Annotated in this window: 19 protein-coding genes and 1 pseudogene; 12 read left to right on the top strand and 8 right to left on the bottom strand. The window is 45.2% G+C overall.

All coding sequences use genetic code 11. The features are described from left to right. Positions 1-112 precede the first annotated feature (112 nt). The 4 genes from pgaC to IC21_RS07625 are packed head-to-tail and all read left to right on the top strand — an operon-like array spanning position 113 to position 3,485. The gene (gene pgaC, locus IC21_RS07640) at positions 113-1,375 is read left to right on the top strand and encodes a poly-beta-1,6-N-acetyl-D-glucosamine synthase (protein WP_272954082.1); all 1,263 of its coding nucleotides are present in this window, start codon (positions 113-115) and stop codon (positions 1,373-1,375) included. Further along, a complete protein-coding gene (gene icaD, locus IC21_RS07635) occupies positions 1,339-1,653 on the top strand; it encodes an intracellular adhesion protein IcaD (protein WP_029142466.1) in 315 nt (104 codons plus the stop codon). The genes pgaC and icaD overlap by 37 nt, the downstream gene beginning before the upstream one ends. Then, positions 1,637-2,452, top strand: a complete 816-nt coding sequence (gene icaB, locus IC21_RS07630; protein ID WP_029713828.1) for an intercellular adhesin biosynthesis polysaccharide N-deacetylase — start codon at positions 1,637-1,639, stop codon at positions 2,450-2,452. The genes icaD and icaB overlap by 17 nt, the downstream gene beginning before the upstream one ends. 1 nt (position 2,453) lies before the next feature. Next, positions 2,454-3,485 carry an acyltransferase family protein gene (locus IC21_RS07625; RefSeq protein WP_029713829.1) on the top strand — a complete coding sequence of 344 codons (1,032 nt, stop codon included), beginning with the start codon at positions 2,454-2,456 and terminating at the stop codon, positions 3,483-3,485. 307 nt (positions 3,486-3,792) lie between these two features. Here IC21_RS07625 and IC21_RS07615 read toward each other — a convergent pair whose 3' ends face one another. Continuing rightward, positions 3,793-4,788, bottom strand: a complete 996-nt coding sequence (locus tag IC21_RS07615) for an NAD(P)/FAD-dependent oxidoreductase (protein WP_029142468.1) — start codon at positions 4,786-4,788, stop codon at positions 3,793-3,795. A 353-nt stretch (positions 4,789-5,141) separates the two neighbouring features. Here IC21_RS07615 and IC21_RS07610 point away from each other — a divergent pair, with 353 nt between their 5' ends. The 4 genes from IC21_RS07610 to IC21_RS07595 all read left to right on the top strand — a co-directional run bounded on the left by IC21_RS07610 (position 5,142) and on the right by IC21_RS07595 (position 9,354). Further along, positions 5,142-6,362: an NAD(P)/FAD-dependent oxidoreductase gene (locus IC21_RS07610; protein WP_029142469.1), complete on the top strand. Its 1,221-nt coding sequence runs from the start codon at positions 5,142-5,144 to the stop codon at positions 6,360-6,362. 80 nt (positions 6,363-6,442) lie between these two features. Beyond that, complete coding sequence (locus tag IC21_RS07605; RefSeq protein ID WP_013860119.1) at positions 6,443-6,760, top strand: YuiB family protein; 318 nt, start codon at positions 6,443-6,445, stop codon at positions 6,758-6,760. 231 nt (positions 6,761-6,991) lie between these two features. Next, complete coding sequence (gene spsC, locus IC21_RS07600) at positions 6,992-7,606, top strand: stationary phase survival protein SpsC (RefSeq protein ID WP_017552791.1); 615 nt, start codon at positions 6,992-6,994, stop codon at positions 7,604-7,606. 74 nt (positions 7,607-7,680) lie between these two features. Beyond that, on the top strand, positions 7,681-9,354 hold the full coding sequence (locus IC21_RS07595; RefSeq protein WP_029142470.1) for a M17 family peptidase N-terminal domain-containing protein: 1,674 nt from the start codon (positions 7,681-7,683) through the stop codon (positions 9,352-9,354). A gap of 224 nt (positions 9,355-9,578) precedes the next feature. Here IC21_RS07595 and IC21_RS07590 read toward each other — a convergent pair whose 3' ends face one another. Beyond that, positions 9,579-9,806 carry a hypothetical protein gene (locus IC21_RS07590; RefSeq protein WP_029142471.1) on the bottom strand — a complete coding sequence of 76 codons (228 nt, stop codon included), beginning with the start codon at positions 9,804-9,806 and terminating at the stop codon, positions 9,579-9,581. Between the two features lie 117 nt (positions 9,807-9,923). Between IC21_RS07590 and IC21_RS07585 the strand changes: the two genes are divergently transcribed. Genes IC21_RS07585 through IC21_RS07575 form a run of 3 tightly spaced genes read left to right on the top strand, consistent with a single transcriptional unit; the run spans position 9,924 to position 13,928 of the window. Continuing rightward, positions 9,924-11,582: a spore germination protein gene (locus tag IC21_RS07585; protein WP_029142472.1), complete on the top strand. Its 1,659-nt coding sequence runs from the start codon at positions 9,924-9,926 to the stop codon at positions 11,580-11,582. Beyond that, entirely contained in the window at positions 11,579-12,790 is a 1,212-nt protein-coding gene (locus IC21_RS07580) for a Ger(x)C family spore germination protein (RefSeq protein WP_029142473.1), read from the top strand. Before IC21_RS07585 ends, IC21_RS07580 begins: the two co-directional genes overlap by 4 nt. 16 nt (positions 12,791-12,806) lie before the next feature. After that, on the top strand, positions 12,807-13,928 hold the full coding sequence (locus tag IC21_RS07575; RefSeq protein WP_029142474.1) for a GerAB/ArcD/ProY family transporter: 1,122 nt from the start codon (positions 12,807-12,809) through the stop codon (positions 13,926-13,928). Positions 13,929-14,257: 329 nt separating this feature from the next. Here IC21_RS07575 and IC21_RS07565 read toward each other — a convergent pair whose 3' ends face one another. After that, a complete protein-coding gene (locus IC21_RS07565) occupies positions 14,258-14,629 on the bottom strand; it encodes a YuzC family spore coat inner layer protein (protein ID WP_235801112.1) in 372 nt (123 codons plus the stop codon). A 90-nt stretch (positions 14,630-14,719) separates the two neighbouring features. Between IC21_RS07565 and IC21_RS07560 the strand changes: the two genes are divergently transcribed. Then, positions 14,720-15,106, top strand: a complete 387-nt coding sequence (locus IC21_RS07560) for a PaaI family thioesterase (protein WP_013860109.1) — start codon at positions 14,720-14,722, stop codon at positions 15,104-15,106. A gap of 66 nt (positions 15,107-15,172) precedes the next feature. On the opposite strand, the gene IC21_RS07555 is transcribed toward IC21_RS07560, so the two are convergent. From IC21_RS07555 to IC21_RS17695, 5 genes and pseudogenes are all read right to left on the bottom strand, one after another. Beyond that, positions 15,173-16,381, bottom strand: coding sequence for an MFS transporter (locus IC21_RS07555; RefSeq protein ID WP_013860108.1), 1,209 nt, complete (start codon positions 16,379-16,381; stop codon positions 15,173-15,175). Positions 16,382-16,998: 617 nt separating this feature from the next. After that, positions 16,999-17,160, bottom strand: a pseudogene (kapB, locus tag IC21_RS16225) (sporulation phosphorelay system protein KapB); the annotation flags it as partial. A 158-nt stretch (positions 17,161-17,318) separates the two neighbouring features. Further along, entirely contained in the window at positions 17,319-20,273 is a 2,955-nt protein-coding gene (locus tag IC21_RS07545; RefSeq protein WP_029142478.1) for a type III restriction-modification system endonuclease, read from the bottom strand. 3 nt (positions 20,274-20,276) lie between these two features. Next, positions 20,277-22,190 carry a site-specific DNA-methyltransferase gene (locus IC21_RS07540; RefSeq protein WP_029142479.1) on the bottom strand — a complete coding sequence of 638 codons (1,914 nt, stop codon included), beginning with the start codon at positions 22,188-22,190 and terminating at the stop codon, positions 20,277-20,279. Between the two features lie 12 nt (positions 22,191-22,202). Continuing rightward, positions 22,203-22,346 (bottom strand): DUF4391 domain-containing protein, encoded by a 144-nt coding sequence (locus IC21_RS17695; RefSeq protein WP_080588416.1) that lies wholly within the window; start codon positions 22,344-22,346, stop codon positions 22,203-22,205. Positions 22,347-22,942 lie beyond the last annotated feature (596 nt).

Raw genomic sequence — 22,942 nt, 5'->3', positions numbered from 1 at the left:
TCCTCACGCTCTATTAGTCAGTATCTGTTTTTCAGATTCTGACCCACCTTAAAAATTTTAAATTTGTGTCTTGACGATGGGGTCCACCTTAAAAAAGTATAAAGCAATATTTATGGAAGAAAGTGAAAGTATGAAAGGTTTAGCCAACTTCTTAGGTGGGTTTCTGATTGTCTATCCTGTACTGATGTCCTTAGTATGGATTATCGGTGCAGTGCTCTATTTCTTACTTATAGAGCGAAGACTGAAGCAGACGCCACCAGAGAGGGATGAGTATGAAGGGATTTCCTTTCTTATTCCTTGTTACAACGAGGCGGATACGGTAGAAGAGACGTTGGTCAATGTCTTGAAGCTCTCTTATCCGAAGAAAGAGATTATCTTGATTAATGATGGGAGCAGCGATAATACAGCAGAGAAAATTAACGCGCTCAAAGATCATTATGACTTCAGATTCATCGATTTACAACAGAACAGAGGTAAGGCGAATGCGCTGAATACAGTAGTGAAACATGCGCAGTATGATTTCGTCATGGGTATCGATGCAGATACGATTATTGATGATGCCGCGCCTTACTTCATGATAGACAACTTTAGACATGCGCCAAAGCTCGGTGCTGTAACAGGCAACCCGCGCATCAGAAACAAGTCGTCTATCCTAGGCAAGATCCAGACAGTTGAATATGCAAGTATCATCGGGAGTATCAAGCGTGCACAGACGTTGAATGGCTACGTCAATACGATTTCAGGTGTGTTCACGCTGTTCAGAAAATCAGCCCTTGAAGCGGTAGGGTACTGGGATGATGATATGATCACTGAAGATATTGCAGTGTCCTGGAAATTCCATATGCATCACTATGAAATCCGTTATGAACCCCGTGCGTTATGCTGGATGCTCGTTCCTGAGACGTTCACCGGCATATGGAAACAGCGTTTGAGATGGGCTCAAGGGGGTCACGAGGTTGTCTTGAGAGAGTTTAAATCGATGCTCAAGCAACCGAACCTGCCGTTATGGTTATTGTACCTGGAACTGCTTATTTCTATCATCTGGGTCTACTCCATATTATTCCTGCTGGCTTTTACTATCATCAACATCGACGTTCTGGATTATTACTTCTACGCCTACAATGTCAATTTGCTGACCCTTGCGTCTATCATTCTGACGACGGTGAACGTCATTCAATCTACGGTGTCGCTTGTGATAGATAGCAGATATGAGCGCAAGAACATCGTCTATCTGTTCTTCTTATGCTGGTATCCAACCTTCTATTGGTTGATTAATGCGTGTGTTGCAGTGTTTGCCTTTCCTAAAGCACTGCGCCGTAAGAAAGGAGAGTTTGCGACATGGTCAAGTCCGGACAGAGGCAACATCCAACGGTAAAGTCTACTTTGAACTTCTTCAATGAGTGTGTGCTCTTTATACTGTCAGGCACGTTATGGTTATATTGTCTGATATCGGTGTTCATCCTCTTTGCTTTATTCTCATTGCAGGACTTTGAAGTGGCTCAGTTCTTCAGAATCATCTTCAACCTGGAGAAGCGTGAACTGGTGCGTACGATGATAGGTCTTTTGGCAGCGGTTGGTGTCATCACCGTCTATCTGCTGAGTACATTCAGTCTGACGAAATGGAGGCAGCGCCGTTATGAAACGATGGATTAGTCTGTTGCTAATTGCTCTGCTATTGCTGAATGGACAGCTGGTAGAGGCAAAGGGCAGTGATGAGTCTAAGCAGTGTCTTGCGCTCAACTATCATCGACTGATCAAAGACGATCTGTTTACGAATGTCATCAGTCTGCTCACTTCGAGTAAAGAGCTGAACTTCTATTCTATTAAGGATAGTGAGTTTGAGGCACAGATGGACTGGCTGATTGCACATGACGCGACTTTTGTTACGGAAGAGACGTTGATTCAGGACAAGCAGCGCGGTAAGTTTCCGGAGCGCTGTGTATGGGTGAACTTCGACGATATGGATCAGTCAGTGCTAAAACTGGCACATCCGATCCTCAAGGAACGCGGCATTCCGGCGACAGGTTTCGTGATTACGGGTCATGTAGGGGATGACTCGTTCCACAATCTTAAGTTGATCGATCTGAAGGGCCTTAAGGAGATGGAAGCATCCGGCATATGGCAGTTCAATTCACATACACATGACCTGCATAACTTGAAGCGTTCGACGTCAGATCTAGTGAAGCACTCTAGCAAGGCCGATGCGGATATCGACAGGAGCGTCAAGTATCTCGATCAGCACTTTAACAAGAAGGCCACTTCTCTTGCCTATCCATACGGCCAGTATGACGATGCAGTCATCGATACGCTGGAGCACTCGGCAATCCGTCATGCGTATGTGCTGAAGGATACACCGATCCATGTCGATGATGATAATTACACGCTGCCACGTATCCTGGTGACCAGAGATTCATTTGAGAAAGTCGTAAAAAACTGGAAAGGTTTTAAATGATATGAAAAAATATAGACTGGAACTGAACTATGTAAGGGTGATCCTGTGCGTGATGATCGTCGTTACGCATGTCCTGGCGGAGTATACGAACGCCCATAGTAACAATGCAGCACAGCTTGAGACGCTGTACTGGATCAGGATGCTGCTCATCTTCGGAACGCCGGGGTTTCTGATGCTCACGCAGCTTATCTTCACCCTGAACCTGCAAGGCTTACCGGACAACTACTTGAGACGCCGTCTGCAGTATGTCTTCATCCCGTATATCGTGATGGGAGCCTTCTACAGCTATAGTGAGACTATATATCTGCGTAAACCGTTTATCACACAGTTTGTCGAGAACGTATTGAAAGGACAGTGGTACGGCTACTTTATTCTGATCATCCTGAAGTTCTTCATCCTGAACGTAGTGATCATGAAACTGTGGCCGAAGCTGCTCTCATCGCGTACTGCAGTTGTTATCGCCATCCTCATCAACATCGTCTATCTGTATGTCTATCATCATAACACTGTGGTGAGCGGCTGGATCGATAATACGTATTTCTTTAAGGCAAATACGGTGCTGCTCGGCTGGATCGGCTATTATTTCGTCGGTTCATATCTTGGCAGAAACTATGAGCGATTGAAAGCTTACTTTGAAGATTACGGATTATTCTTTATCGGTATCACTTTACTTGCGTTTATCCTGTTCATCATGACCGGGGATCATGACTTTGCTGATGTGACGAGCAATAACGAATATATCATGCTGTATTGTATCAGTGCATTCTTCTACATCATCCACTTCAGTATCAAGGTTCAGGGGATGCTGCTGGAAGCTGTGACGCTCATCAGTACGTATTCGTTCTTTATCTACCTGTTCCATCCGATCATCCTGCAGTATGTGTATGCCTACACAGAACGCTTTGAAGGGAGCACGCTGCTATTCATGCTGTTCTCTGTGCTGCTGACGTTCGGCGTATGCATCGGTGTCGGTAGTCTGCTGAGAACGTTCAACATCTTCAAGTATGTGATGGGGACACAACCTTATAGATAACAAAAAGACTCAAACGTTTTAATATTCTTCCTATAAAGTAGGGCTTGCTGAACGAATCAAATTTGGTCAGATACAAGCCAAATTTGATTCGTTCAGCAAGCCCTAAGTATGACAAGAATTCAAAAACATGGCTTGTAGATGATGCGGAAGATGCCAAAGCGGACGGATCAGAAAGCAGTGCATGGGACAACAAAAAAGAACTGAAACAAAAAAATGCCCCTGTCCTGAAATGGGTCAGAAGCGGTGATAAGAGCGATATTTAATCAAAAATCCCGGTTGGGCAGCCATCCGGGATTTTGATTTTTCCTTATTCAAACAGCGAAGTGCTGTGCATCGGCTGGACGCGGGCTTTCGGGTCAAGATATGTTTTCGCGTTGCTGACCGCGGTGGTGGCTTCCCCGAACCCCGTTACAATTAACTTCACTTTGCCTTCAAACGTGCAAACATCGCCGGCCGCATAAACGCCTGGGATGTTTGTTTCCATTTTGGAGTTGACGACAATGGAATTTTTTTGAATCTCTAGGCCCCAGTTTTTAATCGGGCCAAGTGACGAAATAAAGCCGTAATTGCAAATAAGGGCATCAATATCAAGCGTTTCTTTCGCCTCGCCTTTTACTTCTTCAATCACAAGCCGGGAAATGTTTTCCCCGTCGCCAATCACTTCGCTCGCGACAAACGGTGTTTTAATCTCCACGCGCGATTGCTTCAACTGTTCCACCGTGCGTTCATGGGCACGGAATTTGTCACGGCGGTGGATGAGCGTCACTTTTTCGGCGACCGGTTCCAGCATAAGCGCCCAGTCGACCGCGGAATCGCCGCCGCCAAGGATGGCAACGCTTTTGCCGGCAAACTGGTTCATATCATTTACAAAATAAAACAGATTGTTTCCTTCGTATTGTGCAGCATTTTCCACTTCAAGGCGGCGCGGCTGGAATGCGCCGACACCGGCAGTGATGATGACTGCTCTGGAATGGTGGATTTCTTTATCAGTTGTCAGCGTAAAAATGCCGTCTTCACTCTTTTCAAGCTTTTCTGCGGACTGGCCCGTGCAGATCACCGGCTGGAACATGGAGGCCTGCGCTTCTAATTGATGCACGAGATCAGCTGCCTTCACTTTTGGAAAACCGGCGACATCGTATATATACTTTTCAGGGTAAAGCGCAGCCAGCTGCCCGCCAAGCTGTGGCAGGCTTTCAATGATTTTTACAGACATTTTCCGCAATCCGGCGTAAAAAGCTGTAAACAAGCCGGTCGGCCCGCCCCCGATAACAGTTATATCATAAATGGTTTGATCTTCCTTCAACGAAACCCCTCCAATACGCTTCATTCTCCTTCATCATAGCACATTTTGGCACAAGCGCACAGGCTAAAAACCTCTGCGGGCAAGGCAGGCAGGTGTTCCTCCGTCCGGAAAAAATTTTAGGCACCATGTTATATATTAGAATATTTTTATTATTATTTTAGTACAGTTTTCAATTGAAAATAGCGGGTAAAAAGCATATGATTGAAGTGGAGATATGTATTTTTTGTGACAATTTGATGGAGATCATGTGACAAATTTGGCGTGCCAATTGTCGTGAATAAAATCACAAATAATGGATGATGTTGCCATACAGGCGCCGGCCTGTCCAAAAAAAAGAGATGGAAGTGAGAAAAATGGAGAAACCGAAAGTGGTTATACTGGGTGCCGGTTACGGCGGGCTCATGACCGTGACGCGTCTGCAAAAACAGCTTGCAAAAGGGGAAGCGGACATCACACTCGTGAACAAAAATGATTACCATTACGAAACAACATGGCTTCATGAAGCTTCCGCCGGCACATTGCACCATGACCGGGTCCGCTACCCGATTCAAAACGTCTTAAATAAGAATAAAGTGCAATTTAAACAGGCGGAAGTCAAGCGGATAAACAAAGACGCGAACATAGTAGTTTTAAAAGACGGGGAAGAATTGCCATATGACTATCTCGTCATTGCGCTCGGTTCCAACGCGGAAACATTCGGAATCGAAGGTTTGAAAGAGCATACTTTTTCGATTACAGATGTAAGCGCTGCCCAAAAAATCCGGGAACATATTGAGCGCCAGTTCGATGCCTACCGGAGGGAAAACGATAAAGATGACAACCGGCTCACCATTGTGGTCGTCGGTGCGGGTTTTACCGGCATCGAGTTTCTTGGCGAGCTGGTGAACCGGATTCCGGCGCTTTGCAAGGAATACGGAATTCCACGCGATAAAGTGCGGATCGTTTCGATTGAATCCAATCCTATCGTTCTCCCGCAATTTGACCGTGAACTTGTCGATTACGCCCTTTCGTATTTGGAAAGCAAAGGCGTCGAGTTCCATATTGGCACGGCGGTCAAAAAAGCGACAAAAGACGGGGTATGGGCCTGCAAAAAAGGCGGAGAGCCGTACGAAATCAAGTCTGGCACCGTCATCTGGTCCGCGGGTGTGCGCGGGAATAGCGTGATTGATGCGTCCGGGTTTGAAACGGTGCGCGGCCGGGTGAAAGTCAAACCGGATTTGACCGTTCCGGGGTATGAAAATGTTTTTGTAATTGGGGACTGTGCGCTGATCATCAATAAGGACACAAACCGCCCGTACCCGCCGACAGCGCAGATGGCGATGCAGCATGGGGAAGTATGCGCACGGAACCTCCTGAAAAAGATCCACGGTGAAGAAAGCCTGGAAGCTTTCACTTTTAATGACAAAGGCACCGTCTGCTCCCTCGGGGAAGACAATGCGATCGGCATTGTGTTTGGCAAAAAGCTGAAAGGCACTTCTGCTTCTGTTATGAAAAAAGTCGTGGATGACCGTGCCCTGTTTATGATCGGCGGCACGAGGCTTGTTTTAAAGAAAGGAAAATTTAATTTTATATAGCAAAAATATTATCGCGTTACTTTTGACGAAATTCAGTTTTTTCAGTAAACTGGATGTACAACGGGGATGCGGAGGGGCTCATGAGTATACCGGTATTGATTATTTCGATGGTCCTTTTTCTTGTTTTGTTTTTCGGTATCGGTTTTATTGCCAATATGCTTTTGCGGATGACCTGGATTCTCTGTTTTATTTACCCGGTCATTGCGCTTTCGATGATTGACCGGATCGCTTTTTCCCGGTATTTTACCGATCCTGGGACGGCTTTCCGGCAACTTGGGGAGCATCTTAGCTCCATCCATTTATCTGATGCCCTCGTGTTATCGAGCGGCCTTGCGGGGGCACTTTTGGCTGGTGTTGCGATAAAAGCGCTCCGGAAAAACGGATACCGGATGTTTTAAAACTGCCTTGAGGGCAGCTTTTTTTTGCCTTTAAATCGGAGGCGGGCCGGCCGGCAAAAGCCGGCGCAAATTTTCCGGATAAAACAACCAGTGCTTTTTGGAAGCGCCATTTGCAGAACAGGAGAATGGGCGGCGCGAAAAAGGGCAGACGGATCAGCTGTTTTTTTGCCAATATGCCCGCATATTTTGGAACGGCGTGGGAGACAATAGCCCTAAGAGGAGTGAGACCAATTGAACATGAAAAAATGGATGATCCGCTTATTGATGGCCATTTTGTTCATATGGGCAATGATTTCCACTTTCCAGGCCATTTCGGGGATAAAAGCAGCAGCTGCAAAAGCGGCACCTGCCCGGGCATTGGAAAAAGGATTGGCCGCCATTGCCGCGAGCCAGCCGCAGCCATCCCTTGATGCCTATGACTGGAGCAATTACCCGAAAAAGAAAGTGACAGCAACGGGGTATACGGCAGGGGCCGAATCGACCGGGAAAAGTCCCGACCATCCCGGCTACGGCATCACCTATTCCGGGGTGAAAGTGAAACGGGATTTATATTCAACGATTGCCGCTGATACATCCATTTTTCCAATCGGGACGGTCCTTTATATCCCGGGCTATGATTTCGGTGTTGTTGCCGATACAGGATCTGCCATAAAAGGGAACCGGCTCGATCTGTATTTTGAAACGGTTTCGGATGTTTACAAGAAATGGGGAAAACAGACGCTTGATGTGTATATTATTAAAATGGGGGACGGGTCCCTGACGGAAAAAGAACTGGCTGAACTGAACGAAAACAAAACGATGCAAGTGTTCCGGCAGCAATATATCAAGCCGGAAACGAAAGAATAGCGCAAAATCGCCGGTTGCGCTTTTTTTGTGCGTTTTTTTCAAGCTGGCGGCTATAATGGAACAGAGGTGGTTGTATGTTTGAACTGGGGAAAGGAGATCCGCTTGAATGCCTTGAAGACTGCCTTGTGATTGGCTTGCAGCAAGTTCCTAAAAAGTTTGGCGGCTTGCTTGGCGGCCTGGACAACCGTTTCGGCGGGGCATTGACGGAACTGGTAAAATCCGGCGACCTGTCCGCACGCGCCGGCAGCCTTTCTGTCATTCACACCCTCGGGAAACTGCCAGTAAAACGGCTTTTGTTTATCGGGCTTGGCAACCCGAAAGAACTTAGAAAAGAACATTTGAAAAGGATGTTTGGAAAAGCAGTGAAACACATCCGGAAAATGAGATGGCCTACGGCAGCGGTTTTCCTCGATACGTTTTGCGCCGGCACAGTCAGCGTGAAGGAAGCCGCGCAAATGCTTGGCGAAGCCGTTCCGATGGCCACATACCGGTTTGCCGGTTACAAAGGGCAACCAAATATTCCGGAAGTGCAGCTCGAAAAAGTAGCGGTTTACATCCAGGCTGCCGGGAAAAAACCGGAACCGGCGGAACACGCCACGCCGGTCCATTCCAGTGTCGCCGAGGAAGCAGAGATCCGGCCGGGGAATGCCGAGCATGTTAATGCCGCCGGGAAAACAGAGGGCCAACCGGTTAAAAACGCCAATCTTCAAACGGATACATACCGTAAAAATAACGGTTCCCCCGAAGAAACAACAGGCGCTGCCCTGCACCGCGGGTACGTGTATGGCAAAGCCGTGAATACGGCACGGACGTTTGCCAATATGCCGGTGAATATATGGACGCCGGCCCGTCTCGCGGAATATGCCGCATCACTTGCAAAAAAATACCCTTTTGAAGTGGAAATCCTTGAAAAAAAGGAGATGGAGAAGCTTGGAATGGGTGCGGTTTTGGCTGCGGCGGGGGAATCCAAAGAGCCGCCGATCCTGGTCATCCTGAAATACGCGGGCAAACGGGAATGGGGCAATGTGCTCGCACTTGTCGGACCCGGTGCCGCAGCCGATTGTTGCACACCAGGTGAGAACACCGGCATGGCAGGGGCGGCAGCTGTTCTGGGCGCCATGGAAGTGATCGGGGAACAAAAGCCGGCCCGAAACGTCGTGGCGGTGATTCCTGTGGCCGGCAATCGCATCACCGGCACTGCAACCAATGGGCAGGACAACATGCGCACTGAAACGGCTGTGATCACAAGCATGAACGGTAAAACGATTGAAATGCGGGATACCGGTGCTGCCGGTTTGCTGATGCTCGCGGATGCCGTAACGTATGCGAAGCAATATGGTGCAAGTCAAATTGTAGATGTTGCAACCTTGACTGCGGACGTGATCCCGGCGCTCGGCCGCGATAAAACGGGCGCTGTCGCCAATTGCGATGTTTTTTTTGAACGGGTGCTGGAATCCGCAAAAGAAGCAGGAGAATTCATCTGGCGCCTCCCGGTAACGGAAGCGGACAAAGAAAACGCACGAAGCAGCAAGATCGCCGACTTGAACGGTTCACCAGGCAGAGAGGGCGGCGTGATGGTGAACGGGGCTTTTATCGGGGAATTTGTGGAAGATACCCCGTGGGCCCATCTGGAGATTACAGGAACCGCCATAACAGGGAAAGAAACCGATCTTGGCCCGGCCGGTGCAACCGGCGTAATGGTACGGACACTGGCCTTGCTGGCTGAGAAGATGGCAGAACAGGATTAAAGGGGGGCGCGCTACTCCAAGCGAAATGAATGTGCTGAAAGGCGTGCGCCCCACGACCGCAGTTTTAATGAAGCGCTGTAACGAAGGACCGCCCTCCGGCTGCCTGCAGATACACGCGAATGAAGACGAAACGGCAAATGGTGCAGGCCGGATCTTGCCCGGCCTTCCGCTAAAAAGCTGAAATTAAAAATAAGGCAAAAAAGAGCACTACGCTCTTCTTTGCCTTATTTTTGTGTCCGTCCTTTCTGTTTCAACACCTCGATTGCTATTTTAAAAATAAGCACCATGATGCATATCAGGAGTACGCCTTTTTCGACACCATAAAAGGTATCGAGGATGCCGATCGGATGATGGACAGATCCCATAAAGTCCCTTGTCATATAAAAATCGATTCCGGCAATGAAGGCATAGAGGACCAGTGCGGCAATGCCGGTTAAAAAAACGATTTTCATGCGTGCCAATTCCTTTCATATTTTTTTCGAATCGAAACATACTAACAACAAGATATCTTCATCAGTAGTTTGCGCTCCGTTACAAACAGCCATGCACGGGCGAAAAGGAGGATCGGTATGCCATATTGGTGGAAAAAGCAGAGAAACGCTGCAAAAACTGATAACAAAAATGAAAAGAAAAGCGGGGGCGTGCAGAAAACACCTGTGCGCGGAGACGATACGAGCGGGACTGTAACGGATATCCCATTTTTGACCATGGGCACCGATTTAAAAACGCGCCTCGGGCAGTTGAAAAAAACAACCGGGAACAGTTCCGACATTGTCATCCATCAAATCATGCTTGGAAGCGGCAATGATTTTCCGGGTGCCGTTATATCTGTCGATGGCCTAGATGATCCGAAAATGATCAATGAAAACCTGCTTGAAGTCTTGATGGGCAATCCGGAAATCGACAAATATTTGAACAGTGAAAATATGCTCGACAGCATTATGAAGCATGTGATTAAAATTGGCGGCGTGAAAAAGGTCATGAATTGGAATGACTTGTTTGAAGAACTGTTGAGCGGCCAGACCATCTTACTGATTGACGGGATATACGGCGGATTAAGCATCAGTACAAGTGGCGGGAAACAGCGGGCGATTGAGGAGCCTTCAACCGAAGTGACGGTTCGCGGGCCGCGTGATGGTTTTACCGAATCGCTGCGTGTGAACACCTCATTGATCCGCAAACGGATTAAAGATCCGAATCTGTGGATGGAGAACTTTAAAATCGGGGAAGTGACCCAAACCGATGTTGCACTTATGTACATAAAAGGGATCGTAAACGATAAAGTGCTTGAGGAAGCCCGTAAACGGTTAAACATGATTAAAATCGATGCCATTCTGGACTCGGGCCATATTGAACAGCTTATTGAAGATAAAACGTATACCATTTTCCCGACGGTGTACCATTCGGAAAGGCCGGATGTGGTGGCGGCCAATTTATTGGAAGGCCGTTTCGCCATTATTGTGGACGGTTCGCCGTTCGTTTTGCTCGCGCCTGCTGTTTTTATCCAATTTTTCCAGTCGGCGGATGACTATTATACACGGTTTGATATTGCGACAGCGCTTCGCTTTTTGCGCGTGCTCAGCTACTTAATCTCGCTTGTCGGGCCTGCTGTCTATGTCGCCATAACTACTTTTCATCAGGAGCTCCTCCCGACCCAGCTTGTTTTTACTCTTTCGGCACAGCGGGAGACGATTCCTTTTCCGGCTGTTGTCGAAGCGATGGGGATGGAGGTTGTATTTGAAATCCTCCGGGAAGCCGGACTCCGCCTGCCGCGCCCGATCGGCCAGACGGTGTCGATTGTCGGGGCGCTTGTCATCGGTCAGTCGGCAGTGCAGGCCGGGATTATTTCGCCCGCAATGGTCATTGTCGTCTCGATTACGGCTATTGCCAGTTTTGCCACCCCGTCTTTTTTCATTGCCATTTCAGCCAGATTATACCGTTTTGTTTTTATGTTTCTGGCGGCCACTTTCGGTTTTTTTGGCATCATTATCGGGATGATTACGCTTGCTGTCCATTTGACCAGCTTGCGGTCATTCGGTGTGCCCTACATGGCGCCGATTGCCCCTTTCATCCGTTCCAACTTCGGTGATACGGTGATCCGGGTGCCGATTTGGTCGATGAGCGCCAGGCCGCGGCTCTTCAGCCAGAAAAATATCATCCGCCAGGCCGAAAACCAAAAGCCGATGCCGCCGAAACAAAAAAGTGTGAAAAATGGGGAGCAACCATGAGAAGAAGACGATGGAAAACGGCCGTTGCCCTTTTTATGACATCTTTTTTGCTGGCAGGCTGCTGGAGCCATAAAGAATTAACGGATATTGCTTTTGTAAGCGCCATCGGCATTGACCGGCTTGAAAACGGGAATTATTTGCTGACCTATCAAATTGTCAATTCCTTAAATATTCCAAGCGGCATGCAAACAAGCGGCGAGCAGGGCCCCACTGTCACCATCTACCAAACGGAAGGCAAAACGGTTGAGGACGCATTTCTCGCTGCAGGCCGGGAAATTTCGAGGAGGTTATATTTTTCTCATACAAACGTTCTCCTGATTGGCAAAAGCACGGCGGAAAATGGGATTTATCCGATTATTGATATTTTTGACAGAAATAAAGAATTCCGCAATACTGCTTCCGTTCTGATTGCCCGCAACGGCAAGGCAGAGGATGTCCTTAAAGTGCTGACTCCGATTGACAATATTCCTACCAATAAAATCAATAAAACATTGGAATATGCGCAAGAAGATGTCGGCGGGCGGGTAAAAACAGATATTTCAGATCTCCTATATGATCTTACAACGGAAGGAAAAGAAGCAGTAGTAGGAAGCTTCAAGCTGATAGGGGATAAGAAAAAAGGAGAGATGCAGGAAAGCCAGAATCAGACAGAACTGGACGCATACTTAACGAGCGGGGGGATCGGGATCCTAAAGCATGGAAAACTGATTGACTGGGTAGGCGGACAGGATGCGCTTACGATTACATGGCTATTGAAAAAAACAAAAATGACTTCGCTTGATTTAGACTGGGCGCATCATCCAAATGCGCTCGGGCTGCAGGTAAGAAAAACGATTATCGGTATGAAACCGGCCATGAAAAACGGAAAGCCGGAAATGCATATCCACATCAGCCTTGTGGGCCAGCTGCAAGAAATCAATGTACCGCTTGATGTAATGGATTCAAAGGAAATGGCCCGGATTGAAAAAGCATACGAAAAAAATGTGGAGCAGCAAATTAACCATGGCATTCGCCATATGCAGCACGACCAATGTGATGTGTTCGGCTTCGGGGAAATGATTTACCGCCAGTACCCGAAAGAGTGGCACAGTTTAAGGCACCATTGGAATGAAAAGGGCTTTGCCCATTTAAATGTGAAGGTGCATGCAAACGTCGTCATCGCCAATTCTGGAATACGGACAAATCCATTCCATTCAAATTTAAAATAACAGGGCCTGGTGATATATGGAAAAGGCAAAAATTTCCTCGTACCAATTATTTGTGTTAATCTTTATGTTTGAACTTGGCAGTGCCCTTTTGCTGGGAATCGGAAGCGGCGCAAAACAGGATGCATGGCTTGCAATTTTAAGCGGCCTGAGCGTCGGGTTTTTCCTGTTTTACGTTTATTACAAAATATTTTCCTTTTATCCTGGCATTTCGCCGGTCGAATGGTTGCGGGCGATTTACGGAAAAGGTATTGGCTGGTTTTTCGGCTTTGCGATGGGCATTTACTTCCTGTACCTTTCTGCCAGGGTGCTGCGCGACTTTGGAGAAATGCTGATCATATCGGCTTATCCGGAAACACCGCTGTTTATTATCACGATGATTTTGGCTTTGTGCGTCATGTATGCAGTAAAAAAAGGAATGGAAGTGATGGCCAGAACCGGGGAGATCTTTTTTATCTTCTTTTATTTGCTGGCGATTGCGAGTTTCGTATTGATTACTTCATCAGGGCTCGTCAAGCTCAATTATTTGAAACCAGTACTGGAAAACGGGCCCATGCCTGTCCTAAAAACAATGGGGAAGGAGACGATTTATATTCCTTTTGGCGAAACGATTGCGTTTTTGTCCATTTTTCCGCTTGTAGATAAGATAAAAAGTGTAAAAGTAGCCGGGCTGTCAGCTATGTGGCTAAGCGGCACAAATTTGGCGATCTCGATGCTGATCAATATTTGTGTGCTTGGCGTGGATGCCATGATGCGATCCCCGTTTCCGCTGCTTACGACCATTCAGGAAATTCAACTTGCCCATTTTCTGGAGCGGCTGGATGTACTTTTTATGGTGGCTTTAATTGTTGGCGGATTTTTCAAAGTGGGGATTTACTTATATGCGGCTTGTATTATGTTTACGGAGCTGTTCCATGTAAGCAGCTATAGGAAAACGGTCTATCCGCTCGGCCTGATTATGTTGTGCGCATCGGCAATGATTGCCTCAACATATGCGGAACATATCGATGAGGGCATCAAAGTGGTGCCTGTTCTGCTTCACCTCCCTATACAAGTGGTTTTTCCGGTTGTAACGCTCCTGCTGATTTTATGGAAAGAGCGGCGCAAAAAAAAGAACAGGCAAAAGCCAGCGTCTGCGTAACGCCCAGTCCGGTACGGGCGGGATGCATACACTAAAAATAGAAGGAGAGGAGGTTATTTGATGTATCCGCATGCACATTACCCGGCACGTTCACCATTTTTTGTCGGACCGCTTTTGGGCGGTTTTCTCGGCGGCTTGCTTGGCGGCGCACTGGTAAGGCCGCGACCGTATTTCCCATATCCTCCGGTGCCATATCCTCCGGTGCCATACCCGCCGGTTCCGTACGGAGGATATCCGCCATTCCCGTATTATTAAAAAATAACCCCCGCTTTTAAGCGGGGGTTATTTTTTCGGGCGGCAGGATCCCGGGGCAATGGACAAGCCGCAAGTTATGACCAGCACATTTTCAACCGGAGCTCGCAGCAAGGTGCCTGGTTGCCCGCGGCCTGGCAGACAAACTGCAATACAAGGCCGTCCGGTGTATAAAAAACACGCGGAATATGCTGGATACCGGTTCCCGCCAGCATGCGGCCGACACCAGCTGAATCTGATTTTTGTGCGGCAGACATGAGTTGTCCGGCAAAAGCCGCAGAGCGGGAAATCCGGTTAAGCAAAAGCTGTGCATCTGCCAAGAGTTCGTGCGTGTGTATGGCCGAATCCATAAATTTTTTCGGGTGGACGGCAGGATATTGGCGGTAAGGCATGGAATAGTATGGAAAGGAAGGAACAACATAATACGGATTGTAGTACAATATTCTCACCTTCTTTCTCAGGTGGGAAACATCATTTTTTACATAGTATGAAAGAAAGGCTTGAAAGATGTATGGACAATCCGGACCGGGGGGAAAGAGATGGAACTGGAACATACAATGATCGGCGCGCTTGGCATAAAACTTGTCCAAATGGAGCCCGGGAAAGTGGTGGCGACCATGCCGGTGAATGAAAAAACGATACAGCCGCTCGGATACCTGCACGGCGGCGCATCCGTCGCACTCGCGGAAACCGCTGCAAGCCTAGGGGCTGCGATGCTGATCGATTTAGAAAAAGAAGTCTGCTTCGGGCTTGAAATCAATGCCAACCATATCCGTTCAAAACGGAACGGCACCGTAACCGCAGTTGCCGAAGCCGTGCACCGGGGCAAAAGTACCCAGGTTTGGGAGATCAAAATCAAAGACGAAGACGAAAACTTAATTTGCCTGTCGCGCTGTACGATTGCGGTCGTACCGAAAAAAAGCTAAAAGTTTCACGGCCCGGCAAGAAAAAGTAAAAACGGCAAGATACCACCAAACTGGTATCTTGCCGTTTTAGCTTTCCCGGACGGTGCGGCGCTGTTCTGATTTTACACTGTAAAGAAGGAGCGCAAATGCGAACAGGAACAAAACTCCGGTTACATAAAACACAGATGAAATGCCGGAGATGACGGATACGTAACCGCCAATCAGCGGCCCTGTTACATTCCCGAGAAACCGGAAACTTTGGTTATAACCGAGCACTTCGCCTTGCATGCTGAGCGGCGCTTCGAGGCGGATAAACGCCACAATGCTCGGGTTCATCCCGCCGATCACCATGCCGAACAAAAACCGCAAAATAATCAGTTGCCATAAATGGCTTACGAGAGCTTGCGGCACCATGAAGGCGCAGGCAAGCACAAGCAAAATCAAAAGAATCCTTGCATGCCCGTATTTATCGCCAAGCATGCCCCACTGCCTTGCCAAAAGCAGGTTGCCGAAGCCGGTGGCGGAAAAAGCAAGCCCCGATAAAAATGCAATATTGCCTGAACTTGTCAAATGGCTGACATACAGTGCCAAAAGCGGCTGAACACAAAAGTTCGCCATTTGGATCAAGAGTGCAATCACCATAACAGTAATCAAAATCCGGCGGCTGACAATTTGTTTCACAACAGCGAGGGGAGAAACAGGTTTCCCTTTTCGCCGGGCAGGATCGGCACGTTTTTCTTTAATGCCGAAAACAACGCCAAGCGCGGCAATCGAAATGGCAACGGCTGTAATCATAAAAGTGTATTTAAAACCAAAATTGTCCGCAATCGATCCGCCAATCAGCGGCCCGAATAAGTTTCCGGAAACATTGCCCATTTGCAAAGTGCCGAGCACCTTGCCGGCTTCCTCCTTCGAGGTCTGCTTGGAAATGAGCGCCATGGAAGTCGGGATAAACCCGGTCACGATCCCCATGAAAATCCGGGTCAGAAATAAAGTGGCGACATTGTCCGCAAGCCCCATAAACAACAGGCTCGCGGCAATGCCGAACCCGGTAATAATAAGCGTCGGTTTAAAGCCGTATTTGTCGCCGATGCGCCCCCAGATTGGCGACATAAAAAAAGCAACCAGAAAGGTCACGCCAAAAATATATCCGGCCCAGCGCTGGACATAGCTGTCGCTGAAGTGGCCGAATGTTTGAATATATAACGATAAAAACGGAACGACCATCGTTAAGCTGGCACCTACTAAAAAGTTACAGACGAACATAATATACAAATTGCGTTTTTCCTGGCTCATCAGATGAGAAAATCGCCTCCTTGCGCAATAAAAAAAGATAAAAGTATATAGAGTAAATATTTCGTTGACCTAAATATTATTATAAAACTTATCACCGAAACTTCAACAAAACCGGCTTGTAAAAAAGGTGTCCGTTTTTTGACGGAGGAACTTTACCCTTGCATCGTATGCTTGAAACGCACTTTTGTATAGGACGGCCCGCACATCTAGTATATGTTTGAAATCCGAACCCCATTTTGGAAAAGTTTGGATCCCGCCCGTTTTGCCACAAACAGTTCCGGCCGGGCCATGTACGCGCAATTTATCAAGTAAAACGGCAGAGAAATGTTGGATCGTGTTTGAAAGGGAATGATGAAGGAGGATATCCTATCATTTTCAAAGTAAACGAATACAAAGGCATCCGGCTGATTTAAGCCTGGTATATCAGAACATGGAAGGCAAAATCCGGATCCACGGATTTGGGCATCGGCATTTGGCACTGGATATTTACACGCGGCTTACAGGAAGGAAGTAAAAAGAAGCATTCCCCGATTCCCTTTTTGCCGCAGAAAAAAGGGGATATCACGTTTTCCCTAACAGTATCATTGCCCCTGCCATCAGAAAACCCGCTGGGAAAATCATCCAACGGGTGATATGCCATATTCTTTCATCAAACTTTTTAACGCGGCGATGCTTTTCCGGCTGTAAAGTGTGTCCTCTTTTTCAAGCTTTTCCATCAGTTCGCAGACAGCGGTTTTCAGTGACGCGTCATAATCCGGAATCTCGCCGTTGTACGGTTTTGCCGTTTTTCGCTTGTGTTACCCATATCAGGACACATCCCTTCGTTAATATTATATTTCACTAAAGGGTGTCCATGAAACTATACTAGCATCACAATTTTTAAATTGATAGAAGGCTAATCATAGACAATTATAGCTTTTGATTAGCCTAAAACCATTTATTTCCCTGAAACTCTCAAAAGAAATTCACTGACATCATTCTCTGGTCCTTCAAAGCGAACATCCGTATCAATTGCTTCAAAATGCTTGCGGGCAAACTCGATTTTTGCCAGCTCAGTCGGGCGTAAGAATTCTTCAATATCCGTTCCTTTCGTTTCCAATACGAAATACAATTTTTCTTCTCCATCTTTGTTGATGACGGCAGCCCAGTCCGGATTATAGCTGCCAATTGGTGTGTCGATTTTAAACCAATCCGGCAATTTTACATACACTTTAACATGTTCATCAGATTCAAACCGTTTTGCAAATCTTGCTTCAATATCCGAGTCATAAATGACATGGTCATATGGGGATTTCGTACTTTCAACTGCGTTATCATTTAAATAAGCCAGCAGTTCTTCGTTTTGAAAAAGCTCTACTGCATAGTAGTCATCATCCATCTTGTAATATTTAATTCCGTCACGAAGGATCAGCTTCATCTCTTTTTGGATGATTTTCGTGATCTCCTCAATAAACTTTTGTGGGTTGTTTTGAAAATCTCCCAGTCGTTTGCACCCAGTCAATATCCGTACTATTGTTTTTCGTGTTAAGTTTGTACGGTTTTGCAGTTCCGTAATGACATCCGGCAGGGGCTGCTGTACTGTGACATAATTTTCAAATCCCTCTCCGACAACCACCGTTTGCAAACCGGTCACCCTATCTATGGATGAAATGGCGTCTTTTCGACTAATGATCCGGATTTTATCAATTTTTTTCATTTTTTGTATGCTTCTGATTGAATTTTGAATCAATTCTTTGCTATCAAAATCAATAGAATAAACGGTTTTGTATTTGATTTTATCCCACAGTTCAAGAAATGCTTCGCTGTTGATAACCTCTTTATTTAATTTTACATGTTTCTTATTGCTTGCATCCCGTATCGGCAAACTTTCGGTTATGCGTTTTAATTCTTTTAAAATCACCGGCTGCCAAGGTTTGAATGCTTCCGGGATATTGATTTGATAATTGGCAAGCTCTTCTTTTAATGTGGATGTTGCTTTGTCTTTGTCATTGATGTAATCATGGGATTTTAAATATGCATAAAGCTCCTCGGATCGTTCGTAACCTAAAGGTACCGGTTCCTCTGTTTCTGCCTCTTCATACACTAGGCCTGCAAAAGCGTGTTTTTCAATTTTCCCAAATGTTACAGATGTTTCTTCTTCCAATTCAGACTGCAACTTCGCAACAAATTCTTCATAAGATTCATTGGCCATAACCGTTAATGTGTTCACATTGTAATCGGAAACCCGCTCGCCATTTTGGTTAACCGCCAGGCGAAGGCCGCGGCCAATCTCCTGTCTTCTACTTACATATGTGCCGCCCGAATCTTTCAGTGTACAAATTTGAAAGACGTTTGGATTGTCCCAGCCTTCCCGTAAAGCAGAGTGGGAGAATATGAAGCGAAGCGGTTCATCAAAGCTAAGCAAGCGTTCTTTATCCTTCATGATCAGACTGTATACATCCGTATCTGCCTGCGTATTCCCTTTTGTATCTTTTAATTTTCCTTTTTTATCCTGAGCAAAGTAGCCGTTATGGATTTTTTTCACGTCGATATCTACATCAATGTCATTAAACAACGCGCGGTATTTTGGCTTCTGAATTAATTTCCGATATTCTTCTTCAAACATGACCGCATACTTGCCTTTTACCGGATTCCCATCTTTGTCGTAGTCCCGATAATTGGCCACTTTATCGATGAAAAACAGACTTAATACCTTAATGCCCCGAGGATTCAAACGCAGTTCTTTATCCAAATGTTCTTCGATCGTTTTATGAATTTGATATCGTTTGATCGTGTCATCATCGATTTCGCCAAGGGCTTCACCAATTTTCAAAATATTCCCGTTTACTTCTATTGATTCGTTACCTTCTGCCCAATCGATCTGCTCAATACGGTAGTTCCGGTAGATATCCCGCTTACCGGAAATATCATACAGATCATCCCCATACTTCACCGTTTTTGCTGTACGCTTTACTTTTCCGTTCTTATTCACATCTAATTCGACTTTGGCTTTGCGTTCTCTTACTTCAAGCAATTTAATGTACGGTACATTAAAAGACGGTTCCGAACGAATCGACATTACTTCAATTTTTTTAACGAGTTTTTCATTATACGCATCGACAGCATCGAGACGATAAATCATATTATATTTATCTACATGTGTTGCCGAATAGCGCAAGGTGCACATAGGTTGCAGCGATTCAATGGCCTCTTTTGATTTCGGTGTCGTGTCTACACTTTGCGGCTCATCAATGATTACAATCGGGTTTGTCTGTTGAATAAATTCAATTGGGCGATAGCCATTCAGGCGGTCATTAGGACGATGAATAACATTGGCTTTATCTTCTTTTTTTGGATCCTCAAAACTTTTGCGGAATGCATCGATGTTAATGATCATCACCTGAATCGCAGTTGCCGTGGCGAAACTGCGTACGCGGTCAAGTTTTTCCGAGTCGTAAATAAAATATTCAAGTGGCTGTCGGTCATACAGTTCATGAAAATGCTGTTCCGTCATTTGCAGAGATTTATAAACGCCCTCACGGATGGCAACCGATGGAACGACAACCACAAATTTTGTAAACCCATATTTTTTGTTTAACTCATAAATGGTTCGTAAATAAACATATGTTTTACCCGTCCCTGTTTCCATTTCAATTGTAAAATTCATTCCATCTAAAGTTTCACTCTTTGGAAGGCCGTTTCTCATTTGCACTTGCTGAACATTTTTTAAAACTTCATCAGCTGTTAAGTCAAGCCGGTTGCCAATTCCTAAATCCGTTTGAATCATGCCGGCATCTTCACCATAAAAGACGGTAAAATTAGACTGACGGACCGGCTGGCCATTAAAAATTTGGACAACAGAATCAATCGCACGAAGTTGGTAAGCAAGGTCGGATTGAAATTGAAGCTTCATCCTTTACACACTCCTTACGTCCGTGATCCCGTTTTTCTTTAATGTCTGAATGGCATTTGTTTTGACAGAGTCATTCAGAAAACCGGTTTCTTTGAAAATCACTTTTGAATCAAAATCTTCCGGCTTGAGTTCGATGATTTTATAAACCAGATCTAAATCAATTTCATTTTCCAGGCATAACAGGACTGAACCAAACCCGACATTATAAATTGTTTTTTCATTCACTTTTACTTCTTCAATCGGTATAGTAAGCGGAATCCCGATCTTTAATAAAATTTCATACAGTAAATCTTCCTGGGTCCGGTCGAATTTAATGTTATCTTGAAGTTCAAACAGATCCTGCTCAAGATTTGCCGTCTCAGGATCCCATGTTTTCACGTTTGAGGAATCGAGTTTAAATACTTTGAAACCAATGTCTAAATCAGTCTTCCCTGTTTCTTCTACTATTTTATCCCCGGCACGACGGATACGTTCTTTGCCAATTTCGCATATATTTTTGTAACCCGCTTTATAAGCTTCCGATTTTTCATCAGTTAATTCAGGAAGCTGGACCATGATAAATTTGCGCCTACCGTTATCTTTCAGGTTAAAATCCATCAGCGCGTGGGCCGTGGAGGCTGACCCGGAGAAAAAGTCCAGAACAATGCCGTTTTTGTCGTTTTCCAAACCTGCTAAAGTAAAGAGATGCTGTAAAAATTTAATCGGTTTTTTGCCGTTGCGGAACGGCACATCCCCCTCATAGCCGACGTTATTAAAAGTGTCCACCATATCAATAAAATTGGCATACGGCACTTCAATGAAATCTGCTTTATCCAGCGGGACGCCCTGAAAATAAACACCGTTCGTGATTTTTTCGGATAGTGGGCGCATAAAATACCGGTAAGGATAGCGGTCATTGCCCATATCCGGAACTTTGTACAGCCAGCCATAATGATCCGGTATGCCGTCTAAATACTTCATATAAAACCGCCCGCTGCTGTTTCCTTCTTTTAACGAGCCGCGGATGCTGATTCTTTTTAAGTTTTTTTTCGATGCGGGCAGTTTCTCTAATCGATATTGGGCAGGCGTAAAGACCTCCACTTTTTTATTACCCATCTCGATCACTTCAGCCGGAGGTTCCAGCTCTGTAATGGAATAAACATATTCTTCAATAGAAGAATTGTCTTTTTTCTTTTTGAATTGTTTATAACTGCTACTTTTCCTGTAGATTAAACAATACTCAACCACTTCATGGAAGTCTTTATCGCCTTTTAGGATCCGGTCTTCATGCCGTTGTTTAATGGAAAGGGCCGTTAAAAAATTGTCTTCGCCGAACACTTCATTCAGCAGTGATTTGAGGTTTGCAAATTCATTTTCGTCAATGCTTACAAAAATTGCCCCGTTTTCCGCCAATAAATTTCTCGCCAGTTTTAACCGTGGATACATCATATTTAACCAGTCTGTATGATATCTGCCATTTGATTCAGTATTGGACTTTGTAACTTGCTCAGTCACTTCTTTATAATTTTTAATACTATCCCTAAAATCATCTTTATACACAAAGTCATTTCCCGTATTATAGGGTGGATCAATATAGATCATTTTCACTTTCCCAAAATATGACTTCTGTAAAAGCTTTAATACCTCTAAGTTATCCCCCTCAATATAAAGATTTTTTGTCGTATCCCAGTTTTTGCTAGATGCTTTATCAGGACGTAGTGTGCCTGTCGAAGGAGTTTGGGCGAGTTTTAATGCCTGTGCTTTTCCGTGCCAAGTAAACTCGTATTTTTCTTTCGCCGTTTCAATTTCTTCTCCAAGAATAAGTTTTAATTTATCAAAATCAATCTTTCCTTCTGTTACGACTTCGGGAAAAAGCTGTTTTAATTTCTTGATGTTTTCTTGCGTGATATCCAGAGACTTTCCATCAAGTTTCTCCATTTTTTCTTTCACCTACTTTGTTAATTCTCTTTTTAATTTCGTTAATTGCTGTTTCAGTTTCTGAATGTGAATATTTAATTTTACTTTTTTGTTAAATTGCGTTTCTTTTTTTATTTTGCTTTTCAGCGTATGGATTTTTTCATCCAGTTTTTCGATTTCTTGAGAGCCCTTGCCAAAATGCTATATCCCCTGAAACTGTAAGCAGTCAGACAATTAAAGGTCGTTGATTTATTCCACTAAAGAAAAAAGACGTTTGTAGGAACATTATGACAAATGTAAAAAGAAATTGTGAGTTTTTGATTTTAATAGGATAAATTTGCTTATTATAAGTGCCAGAATTTTATCACTTTTTGAGGCTTTGGGCGAGTTTCAATAGATTAAGCTACTCATTCCTGTGGTAAATATTGTAAAACGGAAAAGGATAATTTTTTTTGAAAAAAAAAGAGCCATGAAAGCCACTCCTTTGTTAAGATATAAGTACGCCCAAATATCCAGGGAGTGATTTCATGACTATTTCTATTCTAACACAAACCAGAGACTTTTCAATACAACAAAATTTGATTCCCCACAATTGGCAAGACTATGCCGATATACCATTTGTCATTCCAGCCATGTTGTTTTTTGCAAGCAAAAAGTGCAGAGAATTGCAAGAAAAAATACATAGGAGCTTTTTGCGATGTTAACAATTTTTCTTTCAATGCAAATAGAACACCACCAGAAATATAATATTGTCAGATAAATATATGCCCATT

It is taken from the genome of Heyndrickxia coagulans DSM 1 = ATCC 7050, assembly GCF_000290615.1.
Lineage (GTDB): Bacteria > Bacillota > Bacilli > Bacillales > Bacillaceae_C > Weizmannia > Weizmannia coagulans.
The sequence above is the reverse complement of the archived record's forward strand: the minus strand, read 5'-3'. Positions and strand labels throughout refer to the sequence as shown.

What these genes read in the sequence shown, in the direction of transcription:
- pgaC (WP_272954082.1), top strand. Translation starts at nt 113, where the DNA reads ATGGAAGAAAGTGAAAGTATGAAAGGTTTAGCCAACTTCTTAGGTGGG.
- icaD (WP_029142466.1), top strand. Translation starts at nt 1,339, where the DNA reads ATGGTCAAGTCCGGACAGAGGCAACATCCAACGGTAAAGTCTACTTTG.
- icaB (WP_029713828.1), top strand. Translation starts at nt 1,637, where the DNA reads ATGAAACGATGGATTAGTCTGTTGCTAATTGCTCTGCTATTGCTGAAT.
- IC21_RS07625 (WP_029713829.1), top strand. Translation starts at nt 2,454, where the DNA reads ATGAAAAAATATAGACTGGAACTGAACTATGTAAGGGTGATCCTGTGC.
- IC21_RS07610 (WP_029142469.1), top strand. Translation starts at nt 5,142, where the DNA reads ATGGAGAAACCGAAAGTGGTTATACTGGGTGCCGGTTACGGCGGGCTC.
- IC21_RS07605 (WP_013860119.1), top strand. Translation starts at nt 6,443, where the DNA reads ATGAGTATACCGGTATTGATTATTTCGATGGTCCTTTTTCTTGTTTTG.
- IC21_RS07595 (WP_029142470.1), top strand. Translation starts at nt 7,681, where the DNA reads ATGTTTGAACTGGGGAAAGGAGATCCGCTTGAATGCCTTGAAGACTGC.
- IC21_RS07590 (WP_029142471.1), bottom strand. Translation starts at nt 9,806, where the DNA reads ATGAAAATCGTTTTTTTAACCGGCATTGCCGCACTGGTCCTCTATGCC.
- IC21_RS07585 (WP_029142472.1), top strand. Translation starts at nt 9,924, where the DNA reads ATGCCATATTGGTGGAAAAAGCAGAGAAACGCTGCAAAAACTGATAAC.
- IC21_RS07580 (WP_029142473.1), top strand. Translation starts at nt 11,579, where the DNA reads ATGAGAAGAAGACGATGGAAAACGGCCGTTGCCCTTTTTATGACATCT.
- IC21_RS07575 (WP_029142474.1), top strand. Translation starts at nt 12,807, where the DNA reads ATGGAAAAGGCAAAAATTTCCTCGTACCAATTATTTGTGTTAATCTTT.
- IC21_RS07560 (WP_013860109.1), top strand. Translation starts at nt 14,720, where the DNA reads ATGGAACTGGAACATACAATGATCGGCGCGCTTGGCATAAAACTTGTC.
- IC21_RS07555 (WP_013860108.1), bottom strand. Translation starts at nt 16,381, where the DNA reads ATGAGCCAGGAAAAACGCAATTTGTATATTATGTTCGTCTGTAACTTT.
- IC21_RS07545 (WP_029142478.1), bottom strand. Translation starts at nt 20,273, where the DNA reads ATGAAGCTTCAATTTCAATCCGACCTTGCTTACCAACTTCGTGCGATT.
- IC21_RS07540 (WP_029142479.1), bottom strand. Translation starts at nt 22,190, where the DNA reads ATGGAGAAACTTGATGGAAAGTCTCTGGATATCACGCAAGAAAACATC.